Below are 24,873 nucleotides of genomic sequence, written 5' to 3'. Positions count from 1 at the left end.
GCCCGGTTGGCCGCCTCACGACGGGTTCCGGTGCATTTTCATGATCGTACAGTGCGGAACAGCAGCGGAGAGCGCAAGCTCCGCCCGCCATCGACCGTAGAATGTTCACATCTAAACAGTCGACACGACACGAAATCAAGCCCCGACCGGAAGCCGCATGACGGCTCCCGGCGGAACGGAACGCTGGAGAGGACGATCAGCGCGCTTGCGCGAGGGCGAGCGCCTGAGCCGAGACCACCGCCTCGGCCGGCTTGCCGGCAAGCTCCGCAAGATGGTCGAATCGCGCGCTGAACGAGCCGACGCCGGACGTGGCCGAGCGCAGTTCGACGATCAGACCGGTCATCTCGGCTTCCGGCACCAGCGCCTTGATCTGGTCCCAGCCGCGCCAGCCCGGACGCGTGTCGTAGCCGAGTATCTGCCCACGCCGCGCCGAGATCAGGGCCGAGGCCCGCGACATCGCTTCGGAGGGGATGACGACATCGACCGACAGGATCGGTTCGAGCAGCACCGGTTTGGCTTGCGGCATCGCCTCGCTCATCGCCAGCCGCGCCGCCTGCCGGAATGCCATGTCGGAGGAATCGACGGTGTGATAGGAGCCGTCGGTCAGCGTCACCGCGACATCGACGATCGGGAAGCCGAGCGGTCCCTTCTCGCAGAAATCGCGCATGCCGGCCTCGACCGAGCCGATATACTGGCGCGGCACCACGCCGCCGGTGATCCTGTCGACGAACTGGATGCCGTCCCCGCGCGCCAGCGGCGCGACCTCGATCACAACGTCGCCATACTGGCCATGGCCGCCGCTCTGCTTGCGGTGCCGGCCGCGCGCGCCTGCCTGGCTACGGATCGTCTCGCGATAGCCGACCTGCGGCGTCCTGCTGGTCACCGTCACGCCATAGCGGCCGGCGAGCTTCTCCAGCGCGACGCGCAGATGCATCTCGCCCTGGCCGGACAGGCGCGTCTCGCCCAGTTCCGGCACCTGCGTCACCGCCAGCGCCGTATCCTCCTCGGTCAGGCGCTGGAGCGCCGCCGCCAGCCTCACATCGTCCTTGCGGTCCTTCACCGCGATGGCGAAGGCATGCACCGCCTCGGGCGGCGCGACCGCGCTGACCACGCTCGCGCGCGCCTTGCCGAGCATGAAGGCCTCGCCCGTCGCGATGCCGTCGAGCTTGGCGAAGCCGGCGACATCGCCCTCCTCCGCCGCGGGCTTGCGGCTCTGCTCGGAGCCCTTCAGGGAGACGACGCCGGCGATGCGGGCTTCCGTCCCGCCGGACGAAGTCACGACGTCGCCCTCGGCCAGTCGCCCGCGCATCACCCGCGCCAGCGAGACCTTGCCGCCCTGGCTCGAATGCCAGGTCTTCATCACCTGAGCCAGCGGCGGCCCCTCCGGCAGGATGCCGGCGCGCCCGCGCGTCTCGGCAAGGCCCGGCGCCTCGTGCCGGAGCGCCTTGAGCAGCCGCGTCACGCCATTGCCGCGCTCGGCCGCGCCGATCAGCACCGGCACGACATGGCGGTGCTGCAATTCGCGGGCGAGATCGTCGAAGACCCGGTCGCGCGGCGGCTCCATGTCGCCGAGCAGTTCCTCCATCAATTCGTCGTCGTAATCGGCGAGCCGCTCCAGCATCGAGAAGCGTGCTTCCTTCTCGCGGCCGGTTTCGTCGACTTCCAGTGGCACGATCTCGCTCGGCGCGTGCTCGCGGTAGATGAAGGCCCGCTCCAGTGCGAGATCGATGAAGCCGACGGCGATGCCTTTCTGCCAGATCGGGATCTGGCGCAGCAGCAGCGGCGTGCGGGAGGCACGCTGCAGGATCGCGAGCGTCTCGCGCACCCGGCGCGACGCCGTATCGATCTTGTTCAGGAACAGGAAGCGCGGGATGTCGGCTTCCTCCAGCTCGCGCAGCACGAGCTCCAGCGCCGGCGCCTTCCGGTCATCGGCCTCGCAGACGACGACGGCCGCGTCCACCGCCGGCAGCACATGGCGCATCTCGTGCAGGAACTCCACCGAGCCGGGGCAATCGATGAAATGGAAGGTGTCGCCGAGGAACTCGACGCTGGCGACCGTCGGCTCGGTGCTCATCTGATGGGCGCGGGCTTCCGGCGCCGCGTCGCCGACCGTGTTGCCGCCCTTGACCGTGCCGGTGCGGGTCAATGCGCCGCATCGCATCAGGATGCTTTCGAGCAGCGTCGTCTTGCCGCTCTGGAAGGGGCCGACGATCGCGATGCATCGCGGCCCCGCGCGTCGGGTGCCGTTTGCGGAACCGCCGTTCTGTGCCGATGCGGGCATGACTTCCTCCTTCGGGGCTGGCCGCGATGGAGGAGAGGTTCGAGCGGCCCCGGCTCCGGCGCGGTGGAAGCCGGCGGGAACCGCGAATGCGCTCACGCCGGATGGGCGGCGGTCGCTCGGGCCCGACAAGGGTCGGGCGGCCGTCGGAGAGGCAGTTGAGGAGAAGTTCGCGCCGATCGGGAGCGGACGCAAGCGCTTTATCGGGGACGCTGAAACAGGCGGCGCTGCCGGTCAGTCGGGCCGTTTCGCGCCGCCAGCCGGGTTGCTCTCATGCATCGGCTGGCCTGATGGAGACATCCTGCTGCCGTAGTCGCGATGCGGCGGCGTCTCGGTCGCAGGTGCATCGCGCGTCTCGGGGCGATTGACGCCGGGCGCATGCTGGGTGGCGCCGGAACCCGTACCCTGCTGGGGCGCCATCCCGCTCGACCCGGAGCCGCTGCCGGTTCCCTCCGCAGTGGAGGATGGCGGCGAAGGCGTCTGCGCCTCGGCCATCCCCGTCGCAGCCAAAACGGCTATCGCAAACCCCGCTGCATATGATTTCATCGCTCGTCCTCCCGACTGCCTCGCACGGAGGACCATGGCCGACCAACGTCGCCCGGCCCGTACCGGTTCCGGCGGGAACCCGGATCGCCGCCGGACATTCTACGAGGCGCGCCGCCGCAGCGGCCGTGATGAGCATGGAGAGAGCCGATGCCCGAGAATGCCTCGCAGATGGAGCTGGACGAACGCATCGCCCTCCTCCGCCGCAACATCGCCGAGCTGATGGAACAGGCGACGGGCGCCTCCGGCGCCGCCGTGGAAGAGGCCCTCGCCAACCGGCTCAGCGAACAGCAGGACATGCTCAACGAACTGCTGAAGAAGCGCGAGGCGATGGGGTAGCGGGCCTTCCAGAAACCGCCGTCCCAGGCATGACCACGCCGTCATTCCGGGGCTTCGCGCCAGCGAAGAGCCCGGAACCCAGAGCCGATGCCCTTCTGGGAAAAGCGCGGCTAGAGCATCGGCCCGAAAAGTGTGACGCGGTTTTCGGGAAAGGCCGATGCTCCAGATCCCTGCTTCAGATCATAATGGCATCGGTTCTGGGTTCCGGGCTCAGGCCTGCGGCCTGCCCCGGAATGACGACGGAGCCTAAAGATTGCGCCGCTCGCCGCGCAGTGTCGCAAGCCCGATCCCGGCCGCGTCGAAGCCGCCGTCGACGGCCAGAACCTGCCCGGTGATATAGGTCGACCGGTCCGAGCAGAGGAAGAAGATCGCCTCGGCCAGCTCCTCCTCCAGCCCGTAGCGGCCGAGCGGGACGGCATCCCGGTAGTCGGCCCGGATCTCCGGGCTGTGCACCGCCTTGGCCATCGCCGTCTCGACCGGCCCCGGTGCGACCGCATTCACCCGGATGCCGAGCCCGGCGAGCTCGACCGCCTGCTGCTTGGTGAGATGCGCCAGCGCCGCCTTCGAGGTGCCGTAGGCGACCCGCAGCGTCGAGGCGCGCAGGCCCGAGATCGAGGTGATGTTGACGACGGCGCCGCCACCATTGTCGGCCATGGCCCGCGCCGCGAGCTGCGTCGCCAGGAACGGCCCGGTGAGGTTCACCGCCATCACCCGCTGCCACTCGTCATGCGTGGTTTCCAGCATGGGCTTGAACACCGCCGTGCCGGCATTGTTGACGAGGGCATCGAGCCGCCCGAAGCGCTTGGCCATGCCGGCGAAGGCCGATTCGAGCTGCGCGGGCATCGCCACGTCGCAGGTGAGTACCAGCACCCGCTCCGGTGTCGCGATCTCGGCCGCCGCACGCTGGAGCCCGGCCCCGTCGATATCGAGCAGGCCGACCTGCCAGCCCTCGGCCAGGAAGCGCTTGGCGGTGGCGAGCCCGATGCCCCGCGCGGCACCGGTGATCAGGGCGGTATTGATAACGGAGTCAGTCATGGCATCTCGTCCGGTGACGCATCGCTGCACACAGGCTATGCATGCCGGCGGCGTGGCCAACAAGCCGGGATTGCCGCTCGACAAACGCGGCGCGCTCCTGTATGGCCCCGCACTCAACTGAAAACAGCGAGCCGAAAGCCCGCGCTTCCGCGCGAATACGGCCATGGAGAGACCCATGAACATCATCGAACAGCTCGATGCCGAGCAGATCGCCAAGCTCAGCGAAGGCAAGGCCATCCCCGCCTTCCAGCCCGGCGACACCGTGCAGGTCAACGTCAAGGTCAAGGAAGGCGAGCGCAGCCGCGTCCAGGCCTATGAGGGTGTCGTGATCGCCCGCAACGGCGGCGGCCTCAACCAGAGCTTCACCGTCCGCAAGATTTCCTATGGCGAGGGCGTCGAGCGCGTCTTCCCGCTGTTCTCGCCGAACCTCGATTCGATCAAGGTCATCCGCAAGGGCAAGGTGCGTCGCGCCAAGCTGTATTACCTGCGCGATCGCCGCGGCAAGTCGGCCCGCATCGCCGAGCGCGTCGATGCCAAGCCCGCCAAGGGCCAGAAGGGCGCCGGCAAGTAAGCCGAAGCCTCGGCGCCGAAAGCTTCGGTGCGGAAAGATTGGAGCGCGGTCCCTCGGGGCCGCGTTTTTTATTGCGGCGAGGGTGCGAGGATGCGCATCGGGCATGGCGCCCGATTGTCCGGCTTGATTGGAACTGCTAAACACTAGCCATGTCGCCGTGTGAGCATCATTTGCAGCGCTTCAGTGCCGTGCGGGGAGAGGGCCATCTGCCGCCCCTGCCGACGACGCAGGACTTTGCCGCGCTGCACGACCATGCCCGTCTGCCCTGGCGCTTCTTCGGCCGCTTCACCGCATCGATTGCCGCAGGCCTTACCGGCGCCTGAGACCGGCCGCCTCAGCGCGGCCGGCGACAGGCGTACCGCTTTGCGTGCCGGCTCCGGCGGACCGGCGCATGATCTCACAAGCAGATTCCAGAAGACCGAGACCAAGCCATGACTGCGACCAAGGGTCCCCAGACGCTCTACGACAAGATTTTCGACGACCATGTCGTCGACAGGCAGGATGACGGCACCTGCCTGCTCTATATCGACCGCCACCTCGTCCATGAGGTGACGAGCCCGCAGGCCTTCGAGGGTCTGCGCATGACCGGCCGCAAGGTTCGCGCGCCTGAGAAGACGCTCGCCGTCGTCGACCACAACATCCAGACGACCGACCGTTCCAAGGGTATCCAGGAAGAGGAAAGCCGCATCCAGGTCGAGGCGCTCGCGAAGAACGCCAGGGACTTTGGCGTCGAGTATTTCAACGAGCTCGACAAGCGCCAGGGCATCGTCCACATCGTCGGCCCCGAGCAGGGCTTCACCCTGCCCGGCACGACGATCGTCTGCGGCGACTCGCACACCTCGACCCATGGCGCTTTCGGTGCGCTCGCCCATGGCATCGGCACCTCGGAGGTCGAGCATGTGCTCGCCACCCAGACGCTGATCCAGAAGAAGGCGATGAACATGCTCGTCCAGGTGGACGGCACGCCTGCGCCCGGCGTCGGCGCCAAGGACATCACCCTGGCCATCATCGGCGAGATCGGCACCGCCGGCGGCACCGGCTCTGTGATCGAGTACGCGGGTGAAGCCATCCGCGGCCTGACCATGGAAGGCCGCATGACGGTCTGCAACATGTCGATCGAGGGTGGCGCCCGCGCCGGCATGGTCGCCCCGGACGAGAAGGCCTTCGCCTATCTGAAGGGCCGCCCCAAGGCGCCGCAGGGCGCCGCCTGGGACGCGGCCGTGCGCTACTGGGAGACGCTGCGCACCGACGAAGGCGCGCATTTCGACCGCATCGTGAAGCTCGACGCCGCCAACCTGCCGCCGATCGTCTCCTGGGGCACGAGCCCCGAGGACGTGATCTCGGTCACCGGCGCCGTTCCGGATCCCGAGCTGATCGCCGACGAGGTCAAGCGCGCCTCGAAGAAGCGCGCGCTCGAGTATATGGGCCTGACCGCCGGCACCAAGATCACCGACATCCCGCTCGACGTGATCTGGATCGGCTCCTGCACCAATGGCCGCATCGAGGACCTGCGCACGGTCGCCAGGATCGTCGAAGGCAAGAAGCTCCACGAGAGCCTCGACTACGGCATGATCGTTCCCGGCTCCGGCCTGGTGAAGGAGCAGGCCGAGGCCGAAGGTCTCGACAAGATCTTCATCGCCGCCGGCTTCGAATGGCGCGAGCCCGGCTGCTCGATGTGCCTGGGCATGAACCCCGACCAGCTCAAGCCCGGCCAGCGCGCCGCCTCGACCTCGAACCGCAATTTCGAAGGCCGCCAGGGCTATCGCGGCCGCACCCACCTCGTCTCGCCGGCGATGGCGGCGGCGGCGGCCCTCACCGGCCGCTTCGTCGACGTCCGCACGCTGGGCTGACGCGGACAGGCGGGGAGCTGACCATGTCGAACGATCCCCGCGAAGCCGGGCGCGCCGCCGAATCCAGGGCGGCGCTGGATCGGGTCAAGCGCGACAGCGAAAGCCTGCTCGGCTCCTCGATGGGCCGGGCGGCCGACCACTTCTCGGGCGCCGACGCGCCCGAGGGCGACAAGGTCGAGCTCTGGGGCCGGCGCATCGGCCGCTCCCTCTCGCTTGTCGGCGTCATCGTGCTGGCCTGGTGGCTCGGTTACCAACTGAAAATCTGGTGAGGGCTAAGGCCGTGGACGCCAGGGTCGCGACAACAGCGGAGATCGACTGGGACGGCGTCAACGCGCCGTCCCAGCAGGCGTTCGAGGTCCTGGCCCAGGCAGCCTTCGACCGCCTGCCGGAAGAGTTCCGCGCGCTCTGCGCGGACGTGATCTTCAACGTCACCGAGTTTCCCGAGGACGACGTGCTGAAGGAGCTGGAGGCGGAAAGCCCGTTCGACCTGCTCGGCCTGTTCAGCGGCGTCGGCCTGCCGCAGCAGGGCTATGCTCCGCAGACCGGCCAGATGCCCAACACCATCCACCTCTATCGCCGTCCGATCCTCGACTACTGGGCCGAACATGACGAGAGCCTCGGCTCCATCGTCACCCATGTCATGGTCCACGAGATCGGCCACCATTTCGGCTTCTCCGACGAGGACATGGAAGCCATCGAACAGGCGGCCGGCTAGAGCCCGGCCTTGAAGCAAGGACACCAATCATGCAGCCCTTCACCACGCTGACCTCCACCCCCGCCCCCATGAAGGTGGTCAATGTCGATACCGACATGATCATCCCCAAGCAGTACCTGAAGACGATCAAGCGCACCGGCCTCGGCACCGCTTTGTTCTCGGAGATGCGCTACAAGGAGGACGGCTCGGAGAACCCCGATTTCGTCCTGAACCAGCCGGCCTATCGCAAGGCGGAAATCCTGGTCGCCGGCGACAATTTCGGCTGTGGCTCGTCGCGCGAGCACGCGCCCTGGGCGCTGCTCGATTTCGGCATCCGCTGCGTGATCTCCACCAGCTTCGCCGACATCTTCTACAATAATTGCTTCAAGAACGGCATCCTGCCGATCAAGGTCACGCCCGAGCAGCTCGACATGCTGTTCGACGACGCCGAGCGCGGCTCCAACGCGACGCTGACGATCGACCTCCAGAACCAGACGATCACGGGGCCCGATGGCGGCGAGATCAGGTTCGAGATCGACCCGTTCCGCAAGCACTGCCTGCTGAACGGCCTCGACGATATCGGCCTGACCATGGAGAAGGGCGCGAAGATCGAGGCCTACGAGGATAAGCTGAAGCAGCGCGCCTGGGCCTGAGACCGGGCGGCTTCGAATCCGCGTCATGGTCGGGCCTGTCCCGACCATCCACGTCTTCAAGCCATTTGCTCCGAACCCTCACCTAGTAGGCGGATGCTCGCCACAAGGGGCGAGCATAGCGCATAGCGCTAAACCACCAGTCCCTGCACGGGCTTGAGATCGCCGGTCTCCGGGAACACCTTCTCGGCCAGAATTGGGCCGGAGAGCCCGAACAGCTCCGAGACCACGCCCTTGGCGACGGCCCGGATATCCGTCGTCGGTTTCAAATCGCGATTCTGGTAGAGCTGTTCCGATTTCAGCCCCGGCCAGTCGGCGACGACCCGGCCGCCTTTCACACCACCGCCGACAAGGAAGGCGACCGTGCCGGTACCGTGATCGGTTCCCGTCGTACCGTTGACGGCAGCCGTCCGGCCGAATTCGGTCGCGACCATCACCACCGTGTTCTTCCAGACCGACGCCATGCCCTGCTCGAAGGCGGCAAAGGCCCCGTCGAGCCCGCCGAGCAGATTCGCGAGGCGCCCCTTGGCCCCGCCCTCGTTGGCATGGGTGTCCCAGCCTTCGAAAGCCAGCGCGGCGATGCGCGGCCCGTCATCCGCTCCGACCAGCGCCGCCGCGCCCTCCGCGATGCGGCGCATGCCATCGGCCGTATCCGGCCCGCCGCCGCCCCTCTGCTCGCCGGCCATGCCACGCCTTTGCGCCAGCCCTTCGGTCTCGATCGCCTGCGCCAGTGCCCGCGCCAATCCGGGATCGCGCTGGCCGTAGAGATCGGCCAGCCGCATCGTCAGGTCGCTGCCGGCACGCGCCATGCGCGGCGGCGCCCAGCCCAGCACCGGCGCACCGCCGCGCACCACCAGCGGTGGCACGACGCCGACGCCGAGCACGCCCTTGCGCGAAATGTCTTCGCCCGCCGGCAGGTTCGCGATCAGGCGGTTGAGCCAGCCGCTCTCCGTGCGCCCCGCGCCCGGCTGACCGCTCTCCAGAACGTCCTGCCCGTCGAAATGCGAGCGCTCGCGATAGCCGGTCGCGGCGGCATGGACGATCGTCGCCTGCCCTTGCTTGTAGAGGCGCGCCAGGTTCGGCATCGCCGGATGCAGGTAGAAGAAGCCGTCGAGCGGCAGCGCCGCCTCCGGCCCATCCTTGGCGAGCGCGATGCCTTCGCGCAAGCCGGCATAAGCGGGATCGCCGATCGGCGGCACGGCGGAAAGCCCGTCGAGCGCTCCGCGCAGGATGACGAGCAGGAAGCGCGGATCGCGACTGCCCGCCGCCGCATAGGCGAATTTCGGTACGAAGGACCAGGCGAAGAGCGCTCCCGCCGCACCAAGGATGGCGCGACGCGACGGCGTCATCCGTTCGCAATCATCGTCGTCATGATCGGCCATCGGCGTCACCTCCGCTGGAATTCGGGCGACATCAGCAGGAGCGCGAGCGCCTGCGGCTTGCTCTCGGCCCGCGCCACCGCCTGCTTCGTCTCCGGGGAGATCAACGGCCCGAGCATGTCCTCGGCGAGCACTCGCGGATCGGCGACCGAGCCCGCAGCCTGCCGCCCCCAGCCGGCGGCGACATCGACCCGCGTCTTCAGCCCCTCGGCCGAGGCCCAGGCCGCATTGTCGTCGGCATAGCCGTTGGGGCCAGAGGGCTGCCAGAAGGATTGCCCCATGACGCCGACCGGCCCGATGATCTGGCCGAAATCCGGCTTGCGGCCGAGCGCACGATAGGAGGCCAGCAGAAACTCCTGCGGTGACCTGATCTTGCTGGCCGGCGCCCGCCAGGCCGCATCGTCGTCGATCAGAGTGCGATAGAGGCTCGGCAGGTCGCCGCCGCTCTGCCGGAAGGTTCCGGCCAGTTTCTCGACCAGCGCTCGCGGTGGCGCATCGGCGACGAAATGGCGGGCAAGCTTCGTCGCGATGAACCTGGCCGTCGCCGGATGATGCGCAAGATCTGTCAGCGCGGCGATGCCTTGCGCCTTGCCCGGCTGGTCGTAGCGGCGCCCGAGCAGAGGCGTCACGCCCGGCTCGTGCAGGCCGGAATTGAAGGCGAAGGAGCCGGGAAAGCCGAGCACGCCCTCTCGCCCGACCACCGTCCAGCCCGTGATGATCCGGGCGAGATTGGTCACATCGGCCTGGGCATAGCCACCGGAGACGCCGAGCGTGTGCAGCTCCAGGATTTCGCGAGCGAGGTTCTCGTTGAGCCCGCGCCCGCGCCGCCGCCCCGCCGGAGAGTTCGGACCGATCGACTGGCGGTTGTCGAGGAAATCCAGCATCGCCGGATGGCTTTCCGCCGCGATCAGCATGTCCTCGAAACGTCCGAAGACATGCGGGCGGATCGCCTCGCGCTCATAGGCGCCGGCCATGATCCGGCACAGGTTGCTCTTGGTCGCACCGATGCAGAAATGGTTCGACCAGAACATCACCAATCGCTCGCCGAAGCCGGTCTCGGCCGCAAGCGCGAGATCGACCCGTGCCTTCACCTCGTCGCGATAGGTCCGGTAAGGCAGCGCCGGTTCGTTCGCGGGCTTCGACGCCGGGACCATCTGGTTCTGCGGCGCGGCGTTCGCGACCTGCGTCCCCTGTGGGGCGGGAACGACCGCGACGCGGCGTGCCTCGCGCTCGCGCTTCTGCTGGTCCTCGAAATCGTAGAGTGCCTTGCCGATTTCGGCCGCGCCGGAAAAGGTCACGCTCTCTGGCTGCGCAACCCTGCCAGCCGCGATCTCGGCCAGAAGCCTGTCGCGAACCTGAGCTCGCGCCGCCTCGCCCTGACCGGGCTTCGGCCCCAGGCCGAACCGCTGCAGTGCGATCGCCCCTGCCTTCAGTTCGCCCGCCTCCGCCATCCGCACGGCCTCCGCTGATCGTGCCGCGAGGATCGGTGCCGACTATGGCGAAAAGCCGACGGCTTTCATGACAATTCGGCAATGTTAGGCAAATCGGACGCCAAAACCCTCGCCAAATGGACGTATTCTGCCTGAATTCGAACTCAGCGAGCTTTCTTGCCGGACATGTTGAGCGCGACAGCCTCCCCGATCAGCGCCCTGAAAGCATCCCCATCCACCACTTCGCCCTCGCGGATATCGAGGGCACGACGGGCATTGCCCTCCAGGCTCGAATTGAACAGCCCTGCGGGGTCGGCGAGCGAAGCGCCCTTCATGAAAGTCAGCTTGACCACGCTCTTGTAGGTCTCGCCCGTGCAGATGATCCCGCCATGGGACCAGACCGGCACGCCGCGCCATTTCACCTCCTCGACCACGTCGGGATCGGCCTCGCGGATCAGCGCGCGCATCCGCGCCAGCGTCTCGCCCCGCCAGTCGACGAGCGACGCGATCTTCGCGTCGATGAGTTCGGAAGCCGTCTGGTCCTGAACCTCGTCCTTCGCCATGGCACGCTCCTTTCTTTTCAGCACTCCGAGAACATACCGCGTTTTGGTGCAACCACGCCGTCATTCCGGGGCTTCGCGAAGCGAAGAGCCCGGAATCCAGATCCGATGCCCGCTCCAGAAGAAGCACGGTTGAGCCATCTCTCGAACTCAGAACGGCATCGGTTCTGGATTCCGGGCTCAAGCCTGCGGCTTGCCCCGGAATGACGGCGCAGTTCCGCGCCGGCAACCAACCTTAAACCACGACCGTGATCGTCTCGGCCGCGCGCGTCAGGCCGGTATAGAGCCAGCGCGCCCGGTGCTCGCGGAAGGCGAAACTTTCGTCGAACAGCACGACATCGTCCCATTGCGAGCCCTGCGACTTATGCACGGTCAGCGCATAGCCGAAGGTGAACTCGTCGGTATGCTTGCGCAGCTCCCACGGCACCTCCTCCTCGGTGCCGTCGAAGAAATTCGGCAGCACCGAGACCTTCACCGCCTTGCCGCCGGCATCGTCCTCCGGCGTGACGCGCATGGTGATCAGCCCCTTTTTCGAGGTCTTGATCTCCTGCACGATCCAGGAGCCGCCGTTGAGCAGGCCCTTGCTCTTGTCGTTGCGCAGGCAGACCAGCTTCTCGCCGGCGACGGGGCTGTTGTCGGCACGACCCATCAACTGGCGGATGCGGGCATTGTAGTTGCGCCGCGTCTTGTTCATGCCGACCAGCACCTGGTCGGCGCCCATGACGATCTCGGGATTGATCTCATGGCGTCGGATCACCCGGCTCGGGCCGTAATCGCCGAGATCGAGCTGCCCGCCCTCGCGCACGATCATCGACATCCGCACGATCGGGTTGTCCGCCGCCTGCCGGTGCACCTCCGTCAGCATGACGTCCGGCTCCTGCTCGGTGAAGAAGCCGCCGCCCTTGACCGGGGGCAGTTGCGCCGGATCGCCCAGCACCAGAACCGGCGTGCCGAAGGAAAGCAGGTCCCGGCCCAATTCCTCGTCGACCATCGAGCATTCGTCGATGATGATCAGCTTCGCCTTGGCCGCTGCGCTGTCGCGGTTCAGCGCGAAGATCGGGCTCTCCTCGTCGACGCCGCGCGAGCGATAGATCAGCGAATGGATGGTCTGCGCGCCATGGCAGCCCTTGTTGCGCAGCACGAGCGCGGCCTTGCCGGTATAGGCGGCGAAGACGACGTCGCCGTCGACAGCCTCGGCGATATGGCGCGCGAGCGTCGTCTTGCCGGTGCCGGCATAGCCGAACATGCGGAAGAGCTGCGGCTCGCCGGATTGCAGCCAGCGCGCCACGGCGGTCAAGGCCATATCCTGCTGGGGCGACCAGCTCATCGCGTGACCATCGTCGAAAAGGGCATGGCGCAGATGGGGCCGAGTCGGGCTTCAAGACAAGCCCGGCGCGATCGAAACCGCTCAGGCCGCGCGCAATCGCCGGACAAAAGCCGTGGCTTCCGCCTGGAGGGCGTTGATGCGCCGGTCGAGTTCGCTTGCGCTCGCCGCCCCGGTATCGGCCTGGCCGACGGTCTGAAGATTGGCGGCGGCGATCTCGCCCATTGCCATCGCCGCGGTGCCGGTGACATCCGAAATGCGCGCGACCGTCTCGCCGAGCGAGCCCAGCAACTCCACATGAGAGCCCACCATGATCGCGATCTCGGTGCCGGTCTGCTCGACCGCCGCGACGCGCGTCCCGATCACGGACACGGCCTCGGCGGCCTGCGACAGAGCCTCGTCGGCCTGCGCGATCCGGCTGACGATCCGCCCGGCCGCGTCCGACGCCTGGTTGGCGAGCGTCTTAACCTCGGCGGCGACCACGGCGAAACCGCGCCCATGGATGCCGGCACGCGCCGCCTCGATCGTCGCGTTGAGCGCGAGCAGGTTGGTCTGGCGCGCCACCGCGTCGATGATGCCGACGACATCGCGGATCTGGCCGGCATTCTCCGTCAAGCGCGTCACCAGCGCATGGGTCCCGGCCGCCTCACGGGTCGCCTCCGTCGCCATTTCCGACACGCGCCGAACCTCGGCGTTGATCTGGCCGAGAACGACATCCAGCCGCAAGGCCGCCTCGCTGGAACGGCGGGCGTCGATTCCGGCTCCGTCGACCGAAGCAGCCGCCGTCTCGGTGCTCCGCGATATCTGGTGGACGCGGATAGCGGCGTCCTGCAGCGCCATGCGCAGCCCCTCGCTCGCCCGGCCGATTTCGCCAAGCAGAGCGCCGAGCCGCGCCTCGAACTCGTCGGCGATCCCCGCCAGCTCCGCATTACGGAGCTGCTCCAGCCGCCGCGCATCGTCGGCCTCGCTCTCGCGCGTCACCAATGTCGCCCGGACCTCGCTGAGCTGGCGCACGACGCGCGCGAGCTGGCCGATCTCGTCGGCCCGGTCGCGATGCGGCACCTCGATCACGCGGTCGGACGCGACGGCCTGCCGGATCGCCGCCATCAGATCGCGCAGGGGGCGGGTCAACTGGCTGCGTAGCATCAGCAGCGCCAGAACCCCGCCGCCGAGCGGCAGGAGAACGGCGAAGAGGATCGTTCGGGAGCGAACGGCTTCCGCCCGCGCCGCGGCCCGAATGGAAGCTTCTCCTGCACGCTTGGCCAGTTCGTCGCGCAAGGCGGCGGTCGTCGCGACGATCTCGTCGACATTGGCGCGGGCCTCGGCCGCCTCCGCTTCGAGCAGGGCAGCCTTGGCCGAAATCCGCTGCCCGATATCGACGATGCCGTGCTGGAACGCGATGAAGGTCTTGATCCGTGCATCGAGCGTCGGGTTCGCGTCACGCAGGCTCACCGGCAGGGCGGAGATCAGATGTGCCCGCGCCGCATCGACCAGTTCGATGGCGGCATCGAGCTTGCCGATCATCGCCTCGATCTCCCGCGGTGAGCTGTCCCCGCCGACCCGGCTGAGCAGCGCGGCTGCCGCGATCCGGCTGGAGAGCAGCGAAGCGCTGCCGGCGAGGCGGATATCCCTGAAGGCTGCGGCATCGATGCGCCGGGCCTCGTCGAACCCGCGCAAGGCACTGACGAGGCCGAGTGCCCCGGCAAGGCCCAGAAGCGCGAAGAAAATCATGATCTTCGCCGTCAGTCCCAGTCGCCGCATCGTCGCCTCAGTCTCGTAGCCGCCGTCCATCTGACAGAGGCAAACGAACACGAGGTTAACGTTGGCCATAATGTCACAACAATATCAATATCTTAGCCGGATACACATCGCACCGGTCCATGAGCTCGCAATCGGGGCTTCGCCGAGATTGCGAGGGATCGCAGGCCGGCCTAGCTTCGCGCCATGAGACGCCGCGCCAAACGAATCCTCCTGCTCTGCCTCGGCCTGGCCTTTATCGGCTATGCCGCCTTCGTGCTCTCGCCCTGGCCTTCGGCCCTGCTGACGCGCCTCGCCTTCGGCTACGGCGCCTCGAAGACCGCGGCGGCGCTCGCCCCCCACGCCCCGTTCGGCATCCGCGAACAGCGCGACATCCGCTATGGCGGCGCGGAGGACGAGAAGCTCGATATCTATCTCCCGCCCGGCGGCCGCATCGAACCCGGCCGCCCGACCATCGTCTGGATCCATGGCGGCGCCTTCGTCGCCGGCGACCGCGGGGATGTCGCGCCCTATCTCAGGATCCTCGCCGGGCGCGGCTTCGCGACGGTCGCCATCGGCTATACCCGCGCTCCGGCGGCCCGCTACCCGACGCCCGTGCTGCAGGCGAACGCCGCGCTGGGCTTCCTGCAACGCGAGGGGCAACGCCTCGGCCTCGACCCGTCGCGGCTCGTGCTGGCCGGGGATTCGGCCGGCGCGCATATCGCCGCCCAGCTCGCGGCCGGCCTGACCGGCGCCGACTACGCCCAGCGGCTCGGCTTGAAGCCGGAGGTGACGCCGGCGAGCCTGCGCGGCACCATCCTGTTCTGCGGGGCCTTCGACCCGACGGCATTCGATCTGACCGGCGCCTATGGCGGCTTCATCCGCTCGGTGCTGCTGGCCTATTTCGGTACGTCCAATCCGCTGGAGAGCGAGCAGATCACGGAAGCCGCGGTACCGCGCTATGTCACCGAAGCCTTCCCGCCGAGCTTCATTTCGGTCGGGAACGGCGACCCGCTGGCGCCGCAATCGGTGGTGCTGGCGCAGGCGCTGCGCGATCGCGGCGTCACGGTCGACACATTGTTCTTCCCGCCCGAGCCCGCCCCGAAGCTGCCGCACGAATACCAGTTCGATCTCGACCGCCCCGAGGGCAAACAGGCGCTCGATCGCCTGACGGCTTTCCTGGAGAAGCTCTCGCGCTGACCGGCCGTCTTCGCCCTACAACACCAGCCTGAGCAGCGGCCGCCCCGGCTTCTGCCGGGCGACCTCGACGAAGCCGGCGCGCAGGAACACGCTTTCCGGCCCGACATAAAGGCCCTCGGCGCTGCGCTTGTCGCGGTTGTCCATGGCCGCGGCCTCGATCAATCGCGCGCCGCTCTCACGCGCGAAGGTCACCGCCCCATCGACCAGCGCGCCGGTGACGCCTTTGCCACGAAAGCCCTTGCGCACGAAGAAGCAGGACGCCGCCCAGTTGCCGATATCCTCGGCCGGCGCATCCGGCAGCGGCGTCGAGGCGCGGCGCGGGTTGTTCCATTCGGGGATATCGGCGCGCGGCCCGACCTGCAGCCAGCCGACGGGCTTGTCCCCGGCATAGGCGAGCACGCCGGGCGGCGGCCCGTTCTTCACGCGATCCTCGAAGAGCTGGCGCGCGCCCTCGCCGAGCAAGGGCTTGCGCAAGCGCTGCGGCATGCGGAAATGGTTGCACCAGCAGCCATAACACGGTCCCTGCGGACCGAAGAGATTCTCCAGATCGCGCCAGCGCTCCGGCGTCAGCGGGACGACCAACATCTCGTCTGCCCCGGCCATGGCCTCTCCTCCCGCAGGTGCCTGTCTTGCCGACGGATCGGAGCTTAGCCAGCCCCGGTCCGGAACCTGACAGGAGAGCAAGACCGGAAGCGACAGCGCCTCGGTCCTACCAGGCGATCGCCTCGCCGGTATAATCGCGAAAACTGTTGGTCTGCGCCATGCCGGACGCGTCAATGGTGCGGATCAGGCCGTTGGCGCTTTCGGTCGGCGTGATGTCGGCGCCGCTGCCGCCCATGTCGGTCTGGACCCAGCCGGGATGGAACAGCATCACGCTGACATCGCGCGAGCGCACGCTGTTGCCGAACACGACCATCGCCATGTTCACCGCCGATTTGGACGAGCGGTAGATCAGCGCATTGCCGGGATTGGCCGCGATGGAGCCCATGCGGCTGGAGATCGTCGCGATCTTGCGGCCCTGCCCCGCCTCGACATTCGGCAGGAAGGCCTGCGCCACCCGGATCGGCGCATAGACATTGACCTCGAAGACCTCGCGCCAGGCGTCGAAATCGACATCGAGCCCGCTCTGCCGGTCGCGCGGCCCGTAGAGCCCGGCATTGTTCAGGAGCACGTCGATCGACTGTCCGGCGAGAGCCTCCTTAGCCGCCGCGACGCTGGCATCGGAGGTCACATCGAGCTCCACCGGGATCAGCGCCGCCGGATGCTCGGCCGCAAGCTCGGCCAGCGCCCCGCCCCAGGGATTGCGCGCCGCCGCGATCACCCGGTCGCCCCGGCGCAGCAGCTCGATGGTGATGGCAAGTCCGATGCCGCGATTGGCGCCGGTGATCATCCAGGTCTGGGGCATGTCCGCCTCCTTGCAGAAGACGGAGCTAAGGACGATCCGCGCATTCTGACCAGAGGCACGAACGCGCACGCGTCATGCTCGCCCTCGTGGCGAGCATCCACGTCTTGAACACGGTCCCCGACACGGGAAGACGTGGATGGTCGGGACAAGCCCGACCATGACGGCGAAGGCGCCTCAGCCCTTCGCCTTGCCGTACCCGCCCGCCGTCGGCGTGATCACGGTAACCGCCTCGCCGGCCTGGAGCAGGGTCTGGTCGGAGGGCTTCAGCTCCTCGACCGCGCCCGAGAGCCGGCGCACCAGCGTCTTGCCGAGCTCGCCCGCCTCGCCGCCATCGACGCCGAAGGGCCGGACCCGGCGATGCGAGGCCAGGATCGCGCAATCCATCGTCTCGCGGAAGCGGATGGTGCGCGAGGTGCCGTCGCCGGCCGACCATTCACCCTTGCCGCCCGAGCCCTTCCGGATGTGGAAATCCTCCAGCACCACCGGGAAGCGCGTCTCCAGGATCTCCGGATCGGTCAGGCGCGAATTGGTCATGTGGACATGCACGCCCGACGTGCCGTCGAAGCCGGGACCGGCCGGCGAACCCGAGCAGATCGTCTCGTAGTACTGGTACTGGTCGTTGCCGAAGGTCAGATTGTTCATCGTGCCCTGCGAGCAGGACATCGCCTTGAGTGCACCGAACAGTGTGTTCGTCACCGCCTGCGACACCTCGACATTGCCCGCGACGACGGCCGCCGGATAGCGCGGCGCCAGCATCGAGCCTTCAGGTACGATGATCCGGATCGGACGCAGGCAGCCGGCATTCATCGGGATCGCGTCGTCGACCATGACGCGGAAGACATAGAGCACGGCGGCCCGCGTTACCGGAGCCGGCGCGTTGAAATTGTCCGGCCGCTGCTCGGAGGTACCCGTAAAGTCGACCGTCGCCTCGCGCGTCTCGCGATCGATGGTGATCTTCACCTTGATCGCGCAGCCCTGGTCCATCGGATAGGTGAACTCGGAATCGTGCAGCCTGGTCAGAAGCCGCGCCACGCTCTCCGCGGCGTTGTCCTGGACATGGCCCATATAGGCCTGCACGACATCGAGGCCGAAGGAGCCGATCATCTTCTTCAGCTCGGCCAGACCCTTCTCGTTGGCGGCGATCTGCGCCTTCAGGTCGTTGACGTTCTGCACGACGTTGCGCACCGGATAGCGCGCGCCGGTCAGGAGCTTGACCAAGTCCTCCTCGCAGAAGCGGCCCTGATCGACGATCTTGAAATTGTCGATATAGACGCCCTCTTCCTCGATATTGGTCGCCAGCGGCGACATCGAACCGGGCGCCGTGCCGCCGACATCGGCATGGTGGCCGCGGCTCGCCACCCAGAACAGGATGTCCTTCTCGTCGGGATCGAAGACCGGGGTGCAGACGGTGATGTCAGGCAGATGCGTGCCGCCGTTATAGGGCGCGTTGAGGCAGTAGACGTCGCCCGGCTTGATGACGGGGTTGTTGGCGATCACGGTCTCGACCGAACGATCCATCGAGCCGAGATGCACCGGCATGTGCGGGGCATTGGCGACGAGCGCGCCGGTCTGGTCGAAGACGGCGCAGGAGAAGTCGAGCCGCTCCTTGATGTTCACGGAATAGGCGGTGTTCTGCAGCGTCACGCCCATCTGCTCGGCGATCGACATGAACAGGTTGTTGAAGATCTCGAGCATCACCGGATCGGCCTTGGTGCCGATCGCCGCCTGCTGGACCAGCGCCTTGACCCGAACCAGCACGAGATGATCGCGGGCGGTGAGCTTGGCGCTCCAACCCTCCTCGACGACGACGGTCTGGTTCGGCTCGATGATGATCGCCGGTCCGGCGACGCTCTGGCCGGGCCTGATCGCCTCGCGGCGCACGATCGCCGCATCATGCCACTGCCCCTTGGCGAAGAAGCGGGTGCGTTCGGCGGCAACCGGCTCGCCGGCCTGCTCGCCAGCCGCTGCTTCCTCGAATTTGGCGCCGCCGCCGACGGCCTCGACCTCGACCGCCTCGACGACCAGCGCCTTGGTCTCGTCCATGAAGCCGAAGCGGGCCTTGTGCGCGGTCTGGAAGGCCGTCTGCATCTCGGCACGCGTGCCGGCCGGAACCGCGATCGCGGTATCGGTGCCGGAATAGCGGATATGGGCGCGGGTATGGATCGTGATATCGCTCTCGGCCACGCCCTGGCCGGCGACTTCGGCCTTGGCATCGGCGGCGAGCTTCGCTGCGACCGCCTCGATCGCGGCCTTGGCCTCGCCATCGAGCGCGACATCCAGCGCCGATGTCCGCGTCGAGCGGATCTCGGCGAGCCCCATGCCATAGGCAGAGAGCAGGCCGGAGAACGGGTGCAGCAGCACCGTCTTGATGCCCAGCGCATCGGCCACGAGGCAGGCATGCTGACCACCGGCGCCGCCGAAGGAATTCAGCGCATAGCGGGTGATGTCGTAGCCGCGCTGGACCGAAATCTTCTTTATCGCCTCGGCCATGTTGGCGACGGCGATCTGGATGAAGCCGTCGGCGACCTCCTCAGGGCTGCGCCCGTCGCCGACCTCGGCCGCCAGCACCGCGAACTTGTTGCGGACGATGCCGACATCGAGCGGCTCGTTCTGATCCGGCCCGAAGATCGCCGGGAAATAGGACGGGATCAGCTTGCCGACCATGACATTGGCGTCGGTCACCGCGAGCGGCCCGCCGCGGCGATAGGCGGCAGGGCCCGGATTGGCGCCGGCCGAATCCGGCCCGACGCGGAAGCGCCGCCCATCGAAGTGAAGAATAGAGCCGCCGCCAGCCGCGACCGTGTGGATCAGCATCATCGGCGCGCGCATGCGCACGCCGGCGACCTCGGTCTCGAAGGCGCGCTCGTATTCACCGTCGAAATGCGCGACGTCGGTCGAGGTGCCGCCCATGTCGAAGCCGATCACCTTGTCGAACCCGGCCGAGCGGCCGGTCTCGGCGAGGCCGACGACGCCACCGGCCGGACCGGACAGGATCGCATCCTTGCCCTGGAACAGCTCGCCGGCGGTGAGGCCGCCCGAGGACATCATGAACATCAGGCGCGCGCCGGTGCGGGCGATATCGAGCTCTTCCGACACCTGCTGCACATAGCGGCGCAGGATGGGCGAGAGATAGGCATCGACCACGGCGGTATCGCCGCGTCCGACCAGCTTCACCAGCGGCGAGACCTCGTGGCTGACCGAAACCTGCGGGAAGCCGATTTCGCGCGCGATCCGGGCCGCAACCTGCTCATGCGCCGGATAGCGGTAGCCATGCATGAAGACGATCGCGACAGCGCGGAAGCCGGCATCGTATTGCGCCTGCAGGGCGTTGCGGATCGCCGCCTCGTCGGGCGCGCGCTCGACGCTGCCGTCGGCCAGCACGCGCTCCTCGATCTCCTCGACCGTTTCGTACAGCGCCTCGGGCAGGATGATCTGCTTGGCGAAGATGTCCGGCCGGGCCTGGTAGCCGATGCGCAGCGCGTCGCGGAAGCCTTTGGTCGTCACCAGCAGCGTGCGGTCGCCCTTGCGCTCCAGCAGCGCGTTGGTGGCGACGGTCGTGCCCATGCGCACCTCGCCGATGATCCCGGTCGGGATCGGCTCGCCCGCCCTGAGCCCGAGATGTTCGCGGATGCCCTGCACGGCCGCGTCGCGATAAGCACCCGGATTCTCGGAAAGCATCTTCCTGGCATGGAGATTGCCAGCCGGATCGCGGCCGATCACGTCGGTGAAGGTGCCGCCGCGATCGATCCAGAAGTCCCAATGAGCCGCCGACATAGACCCTCTCCCCCCTTGGATACGTCAGCATCACCTGACAATGACAAATCATCGATAAATCGTCGATGAGTTATTGACAAGGCAATTCTGCCGGCTACGATCCCGATTGTGGCTGGAACATGGCTGAGGGGCCGGGCCGGCGCGAAAGCGGAGGATGCGACGATGCTGGCAATCCTGGCAAATGACAGCGCATGGCGCTGCGCTCCGGCGGAGCGCACCCTATGATCCGCCGCGGACTCGACCTCCTCTACCTCACCGCCGGCTATATCGCCGGGCTGTGCCTGATCGTGATCTTCGTCCTGATGATGCTGCTCTCTGTCGGGCGCGACATCAACTTCAACGTGCCGTCCGGTGACGATTTCGCCGGCTGGGCCTTTGCCGCGATGGCCTTCTTCGGCCTGGCGCACACGTTCAAGAAGGGCGAGATGATCCGCGTCGGGCTCGTGATCGAGCGCCTGCACGGCCCGGCCCGCAAGGCGGCCGAGCTCTTCGCCCTCAGCGTCGCGGCGCTCTTCATCGGCTACTTCACCTTCCAGACCGGGAAGCTCGCCTATGATTCCTGGCAGTATTTCGACATGTCGACGGGCGTCGTCTCGGTGCCGCTGTGGATTCCGCAGCTCGCCCTCGTCCTCGGGCTGGGAACGCTGCTGATCGCGATCCTGGACGAATTCGTCATCGTCGTTCGGACCGGGCGCCCGACCTATGAGCCCGAACCGCCGAAATCGGTCGAGGAACTGGTCGAGCGCGTCGCCCAGGGCGGAGGCGTCTGACAATGAGCCTGCCCGTTCTCTCGCTCGTCCTGCTCGGCTTCCTCGTCCTCGTTCTCGGCTCCGGCATCTGGATTTCCGTCGGCCTCGGCCTCGTCGGGCTGCTCGCCATGTGGCTCGTCACCGACGTGCCGATCGGCCAGGTACTGGCTACGACGGTCTGGAGCTCCGCCAGCGGCTGGACGCTGACGGCCCTGCCGCTCTTCATCTGGATGGGCGAGATCCTGTTCCGGACGCGCCTGTCGGAGCAGATGTTTCAGGGCCTGTCGCCCTGGCTGCAATGGCTGCCCGGCCGCCTGATCCACACCAATATCGTGGGTTGCGGCATCTTCGCCGCCGTATCCGGATCCTCGGCGGCGACGGTCGCGACGATCGGCAAGATCTCGCTGCCGGAGCTGAAGAAGCGCGGCTACGACGAGAAGCTCAGCCTCGGCACGCTGGCCGGCTCCGGCACGCTCGGCCTGCTGATCCCGCCCTCGATCCCGATGGTGGTCTACGCGGTGACGGCGAACGTCTCCGTGCTGCAGGTCTTCCTCGGCGGCTTCCTGCCCGGCCTGCTCGTGATGGCGCTCTACATGGGCTACGTCATCATCTGGTCGCTGCTGAACCCGGACAAGACGCCGCCGCGCGACCCAGCGATGCCGTTCATGGACAAGCTGCGGCAATCGTTCAAGCTGCTGCCCTGCCTCGTGCTGATCGCGGCGGTCTTCCTGGCGCTGATCCTCGGCTTCGCCACCGCGACAGAATGCGCCGCCTGGGGCGTTTCCGGCGCGCTGTTCCTGGCCTGGTGGAGCGGCACGCTGACCTGGAAGACGCTCGCCGAGAGCATCATGAGCGCCACCCGCCTGACCTGCATGATCATGCTGATCCTGGCCGGCGCCGCCTTCTGCACCGCGGCAATGGCCTATACCGGCATCCCGACCGCACTGGCCGAATGGGTCAAGGGCCAGCAGCTCTCGACGCATATGCTCGTGCTGGCGCTGACCTGCATGTACATCATCCTGGGCTGCCTGATCGACGGCATCTCGATGATCGTGCTGACCGCGGTGATCGTGCTGCCGATGGTGAAGGAAGCCGGGTTCGACCTGATCTGGTTCGGCGTCTACCTCGTGATCCATGTCGAGATGGCGCAGATCACGCCGCCGGTCGGCTTCAACCTCTTCGTCCTGCAGAACATGAGCGGCAAGGACACCTGGACGATTGCCAAGGCCGCGCTTCCGTTCTTCATTCTGCTGAACATCGCCGTCTTCATCATCACGACCTTTCCGCAAATCGTGCTCTTCCTGCCGAAACTCGCCTTTCCGGACTGACCAGAGAAGCCAACCACAAGAGAGGGACCAGCATCATGATCAACCGCAGGACTTTCGCCACGGCCGCCTTCGCCTTCGGCGTCAGCGCGCTCGCCTTCGCCATGCCGGCCTCGGCGCAGACCAAATGGAACCTGCCGGCCGCCTATCCCGCCGACAATCCGCATAGCGAGAACCTCGTGCTCTTCGCCAAGGACGTCGAGGCAGCGACATCGGGCAAGCTCCAGATCACCGTCCATCCCGGCGCCTCGCTGTTCAAGGCGCCCGAGATCAAGCGCGCGGTCCAGTCCGGCCAGGCGCAGATGGGCGAGGTGCTGCTCTCGATCCACGAGAACGAGGACCCGATCTTCGGCGTCGACGTCGTTCCCTTCCTGGCGACCTCCTATCCCGATGCCATGAAGCTCTACAAGGCGTCGAAGGCCGCGATCGAGAAGAAGCTCGACGCGCAGGGCATCAAGCTCCTGTTCATGGTCCCCTGGGCGCCGCAGGGCATCTACACCAAGAAGGAGATCAACACCTTCGAGGATCTGCGCGGCCTGAAATGGCGTTCCTACAATGTCGGAACCTCGCGGCTGGGCGAAATCGCCGGCATGCAGTCGGTCACCATCCAGGCGGCCGAACTGCCGCAGGCGCTGGCGACCGGCGTGGTCAACTCCTTCATGTCGTCGGGCGGCACCGGCTATGATTCCAAGGTCTGGGAATCGCTCACCCATTTCTACGACACGCAGGCCTGGATCCCGAAGGACGCGACCTTCGTGAACAAGGCCACCTTCAACGCTCTCGACAAGGCGACGCAGGACGCGATCCTCAAGGCTGCCGCGACGGCCGAGGAGCGCGGCTGGAAGATGTGGCAGGAGAAGGCCGGCTGGTATCTCGACCAGCTCAAGGCCAAGGGCATGAAGGTGCAGGCGCCCTCGGCCGCGCTCGCTTCCGGCTTCAAGAAGGCCGGCGAGCAGCTCACCGCCGACTGGCTGAAGAAGGCCGGCGCCGAAGGCCAGGCGATCGTCGACGCCTACAAGAAGATGTGAGGTTTGGTTCTCAAAAGAGCACCGGAATTACGACGCAGAACCCCTCTCCTGCATCGAAGCCGGCTGTTGCCGACTTCGACACTTTAAGCACCTATCTCGGGCAAGCCCGAGATAGGTGAGAGGGGCAGGGGTGAGGTGTAGGCCCCTGGACCATTTGCGAACGCCCTGCCCGCTGCCGTGGTTAGGGCGAGGCTGAGACGTCCAACGGCCTACCCCTCACCCTGCCCTCTCCCTCCGGGAGAGGGTTCCCCGCGCCTCTTTCGACAAGCAGCAGAATGCCCACATCGCCTCCCTCCCCCGACGACCTCGGCCCGATCGTTTCCTCCGGCCATCTCGCCTCGGGAGCGCTGCCGGCGCTTTCGGAATTCGAGTTCGCGCTGAGCATGACGGTGCATGCCTTCCAGCGCTGGATGATCCGCTGCATGGCGGCGGCCGGTATCGCCGATCTCTCGCCGCTCGACGTGCTCGTGCTGCACAACGTCAATCACCGCGGCAAGGCCAAGCGCCTCGCCGATATCTGCCTCGTCCTCAATATCGAGGACACGCATCTGGTGAACTATTCATTGAAGAAGCTCGAACGGTTGAAGCTCCTCAAGGGCGGCCGCAAGGGCAAGGAGAAGACTGTCGAGGTCACGCCGGCCGGCGAGGAGGCCTGCCGGCGCTACGCCCAGATCCGCGAGCAGCTCCTGGTCAAGTCCGTCCGCGCCACCGGCGCCGACCCGGCCCGCCTCTCGGAGATCGCCGCGGCGATGCGCTCGCTCTCCGGCCAGTACGACCAGGCGTCCCGAGCGGCGGCGAGCCTCTAGCCGCGACCGATTTTCCGCCGAACCACGCCGTCATGCTCGCCCTTGTGGCGAGCATCCACGTCTTGAACCATATCACATGAAGGAAGACGTGGATGGTCGGCACAAGGCCGACCATGACAGGCGGCATTTTCGCCGATTGCGGGCTTGGGCCCTTCGACCAGCCACAAAACGACGGTTTTTCCCGCGAAGTTCGACA

24 protein-coding genes are annotated in these 24,873 nt (G+C 67.1%); 13 read left to right on the top strand and 11 right to left on the bottom strand.

What is annotated here, in order from left to right:
• Positions 1 to 196: 196 nt before the first annotated feature.
• Both OCUBac02_RS08610 and OCUBac02_RS08605 read right to left on the bottom strand, forming a co-directional pair.
• Entirely contained in the window at positions 197 to 2,281 is a 2,085-nt protein-coding gene (locus tag OCUBac02_RS08610) for an elongation factor G (protein ID WP_173044923.1), read from the bottom strand.
• A gap of 231 nt (positions 2,282 to 2,512) precedes the next feature.
• Positions 2,513 to 2,698, bottom strand: coding sequence for a hypothetical protein (locus tag OCUBac02_RS08605; RefSeq protein ID WP_173044921.1), 186 nt, complete (start codon positions 2,696 to 2,698; stop codon positions 2,513 to 2,515).
• Positions 2,699 to 2,971: 273 nt separating this feature from the next.
• Here OCUBac02_RS08605 and OCUBac02_RS08600 point away from each other — a divergent pair, with 273 nt between their 5' ends.
• A complete protein-coding gene (locus OCUBac02_RS08600; RefSeq protein ID WP_047576888.1) occupies positions 2,972 to 3,160 on the top strand; it encodes a hypothetical protein in 189 nt (62 codons plus the stop codon).
• A gap of 246 nt (positions 3,161 to 3,406) precedes the next feature.
• Here OCUBac02_RS08600 and OCUBac02_RS08595 read toward each other — a convergent pair whose 3' ends face one another.
• Positions 3,407 to 4,195 carry an SDR family NAD(P)-dependent oxidoreductase gene (locus OCUBac02_RS08595; RefSeq protein WP_173044919.1) on the bottom strand — a complete coding sequence of 263 codons (789 nt, stop codon included), beginning with the start codon at positions 4,193 to 4,195 and terminating at the stop codon, positions 3,407 to 3,409.
• Here OCUBac02_RS08595 and OCUBac02_RS27485 point away from each other — a divergent pair.
• The 7 genes from OCUBac02_RS27485 (at position 4,194) to leuD (ending at position 7,963) form a co-directional block, all read left to right on the top strand.
• Positions 4,194 to 4,316 (top strand): hypothetical protein, encoded by a 123-nt coding sequence (locus OCUBac02_RS27485; RefSeq protein WP_280528852.1) that lies wholly within the window; start codon positions 4,194 to 4,196, stop codon positions 4,314 to 4,316. The genes OCUBac02_RS08595 and OCUBac02_RS27485 overlap by 2 nt on opposite strands.
• 54 nt (positions 4,317 to 4,370) lie before the next feature.
• On the top strand, positions 4,371 to 4,766 hold the full coding sequence (gene rplS / locus OCUBac02_RS08590) for a 50S ribosomal protein L19 (RefSeq protein WP_047575147.1): 396 nt from the start codon (positions 4,371 to 4,373) through the stop codon (positions 4,764 to 4,766).
• A gap of 170 nt (positions 4,767 to 4,936) precedes the next feature.
• Positions 4,937 to 5,089 carry a hypothetical protein gene (locus tag OCUBac02_RS08585; RefSeq protein ID WP_173044917.1) on the top strand — a complete coding sequence of 51 codons (153 nt, stop codon included), beginning with the start codon at positions 4,937 to 4,939 and terminating at the stop codon, positions 5,087 to 5,089.
• Positions 5,090 to 5,197: 108 nt separating this feature from the next.
• Positions 5,198 to 6,616, top strand: a complete 1,419-nt coding sequence (gene leuC / locus OCUBac02_RS08580; RefSeq protein WP_173044915.1) for a 3-isopropylmalate dehydratase large subunit — start codon at positions 5,198 to 5,200, stop codon at positions 6,614 to 6,616.
• A gap of 23 nt (positions 6,617 to 6,639) precedes the next feature.
• Positions 6,640 to 6,885 carry a hypothetical protein gene (locus tag OCUBac02_RS08575; RefSeq protein WP_047575152.1) on the top strand — a complete coding sequence of 82 codons (246 nt, stop codon included), beginning with the start codon at positions 6,640 to 6,642 and terminating at the stop codon, positions 6,883 to 6,885.
• An 11-nt stretch (positions 6,886 to 6,896) separates the two neighbouring features.
• Positions 6,897 to 7,331, top strand: coding sequence for a metallopeptidase family protein (locus OCUBac02_RS08570; RefSeq protein ID WP_465247766.1), 435 nt, complete (start codon positions 6,897 to 6,899; stop codon positions 7,329 to 7,331).
• Positions 7,332 to 7,360: 29 nt separating this feature from the next.
• Positions 7,361 to 7,963: a 3-isopropylmalate dehydratase small subunit gene (gene leuD / locus OCUBac02_RS08565; RefSeq protein ID WP_047575155.1), complete on the top strand. Its 603-nt coding sequence runs from the start codon at positions 7,361 to 7,363 to the stop codon at positions 7,961 to 7,963.
• Positions 7,964 to 8,091: 128 nt separating this feature from the next.
• Here the strand turns inward: leuD and OCUBac02_RS08560 are convergent, their stop codons facing one another.
• The 5 genes from OCUBac02_RS08560 to OCUBac02_RS08540 form a co-directional block, all read right to left on the bottom strand.
• Positions 8,092 to 9,342 carry a DUF1501 domain-containing protein gene (locus OCUBac02_RS08560; RefSeq protein WP_244639134.1) on the bottom strand — a complete coding sequence of 417 codons (1,251 nt, stop codon included), beginning with the start codon at positions 9,340 to 9,342 and terminating at the stop codon, positions 8,092 to 8,094.
• Positions 9,343 to 9,347: 5 nt separating this feature from the next.
• Positions 9,348 to 10,790, bottom strand: a complete 1,443-nt coding sequence (locus tag OCUBac02_RS08555; protein ID WP_173044913.1) for a DUF1800 domain-containing protein — start codon at positions 10,788 to 10,790, stop codon at positions 9,348 to 9,350.
• Between the two features lie 143 nt (positions 10,791 to 10,933).
• Positions 10,934 to 11,332, bottom strand: a complete 399-nt coding sequence (locus OCUBac02_RS08550) for a DUF1801 domain-containing protein (protein ID WP_173044911.1) — start codon at positions 11,330 to 11,332, stop codon at positions 10,934 to 10,936.
• Between the two features lie 232 nt (positions 11,333 to 11,564).
• Entirely contained in the window at positions 11,565 to 12,656 is a 1,092-nt protein-coding gene (locus OCUBac02_RS08545) for an ATP-dependent DNA helicase (protein WP_047581765.1), read from the bottom strand.
• A gap of 81 nt (positions 12,657 to 12,737) precedes the next feature.
• A complete protein-coding gene (locus tag OCUBac02_RS08540; RefSeq protein WP_173044909.1) occupies positions 12,738 to 14,414 on the bottom strand; it encodes a methyl-accepting chemotaxis protein in 1,677 nt (558 codons plus the stop codon).
• A 183-nt stretch (positions 14,415 to 14,597) separates the two neighbouring features.
• On the opposite strand from OCUBac02_RS08540, the gene OCUBac02_RS08535 reads away from it, so the two are divergent.
• Positions 14,598 to 15,590: an alpha/beta hydrolase gene (locus tag OCUBac02_RS08535; protein WP_173044907.1), complete on the top strand. Its 993-nt coding sequence runs from the start codon at positions 14,598 to 14,600 to the stop codon at positions 15,588 to 15,590.
• A 15-nt stretch (positions 15,591 to 15,605) separates the two neighbouring features.
• Here the strand turns inward: OCUBac02_RS08535 and OCUBac02_RS08530 are convergent, their stop codons facing one another.
• The 3 genes from OCUBac02_RS08530 to OCUBac02_RS08520 form a co-directional block, all read right to left on the bottom strand.
• A complete protein-coding gene (locus OCUBac02_RS08530) occupies positions 15,606 to 16,193 on the bottom strand; it encodes a GNAT family N-acetyltransferase (protein WP_244639133.1) in 588 nt (195 codons plus the stop codon).
• A 106-nt stretch (positions 16,194 to 16,299) separates the two neighbouring features.
• Complete coding sequence (locus OCUBac02_RS08525; protein ID WP_173044905.1) at positions 16,300 to 16,995, bottom strand: SDR family oxidoreductase; 696 nt, start codon at positions 16,993 to 16,995, stop codon at positions 16,300 to 16,302.
• Positions 16,996 to 17,169: 174 nt separating this feature from the next.
• The gene (locus OCUBac02_RS08520; RefSeq protein WP_173044903.1) at positions 17,170 to 20,769 is read right to left on the bottom strand and encodes a hydantoinase B/oxoprolinase family protein; all 3,600 of its coding nucleotides are present in this window, start codon (positions 20,767 to 20,769) and stop codon (positions 17,170 to 17,172) included.
• Between the two features lie 221 nt (positions 20,770 to 20,990).
• Between OCUBac02_RS08520 and OCUBac02_RS08515 the strand changes: the two genes are divergently transcribed.
• The 4 genes from OCUBac02_RS08515 to OCUBac02_RS08500 all read left to right on the top strand — a co-directional run bounded on the left by OCUBac02_RS08515 (position 20,991) and on the right by OCUBac02_RS08500 (position 24,677).
• Complete coding sequence (locus OCUBac02_RS08515; protein WP_082009914.1) at positions 20,991 to 21,539, top strand: TRAP transporter small permease; 549 nt, start codon at positions 20,991 to 20,993, stop codon at positions 21,537 to 21,539.
• A 2-nt stretch (positions 21,540 to 21,541) separates the two neighbouring features.
• Entirely contained in the window at positions 21,542 to 22,846 is a 1,305-nt protein-coding gene (locus tag OCUBac02_RS08510; RefSeq protein WP_047580885.1) for a TRAP transporter large permease, read from the top strand.
• A 35-nt stretch (positions 22,847 to 22,881) separates the two neighbouring features.
• Entirely contained in the window at positions 22,882 to 23,871 is a 990-nt protein-coding gene (locus tag OCUBac02_RS08505; protein WP_047580886.1) for a TRAP transporter substrate-binding protein, read from the top strand.
• 275 nt (positions 23,872 to 24,146) lie between these two features.
• A complete protein-coding gene (locus OCUBac02_RS08500; protein ID WP_173044901.1) occupies positions 24,147 to 24,677 on the top strand; it encodes a winged helix DNA-binding protein in 531 nt (176 codons plus the stop codon).
• The last annotated feature ends 196 nt before the right edge of the window (positions 24,678 to 24,873 follow it).

This window comes from Bosea sp. ANAM02 (assembly GCF_011764485.1).
Classification (GTDB): Bacteria; Pseudomonadota; Alphaproteobacteria; order Rhizobiales; family Beijerinckiaceae; genus Allobosea.
This window is presented reverse-complemented; position numbering and strand designations above follow the sequence as displayed.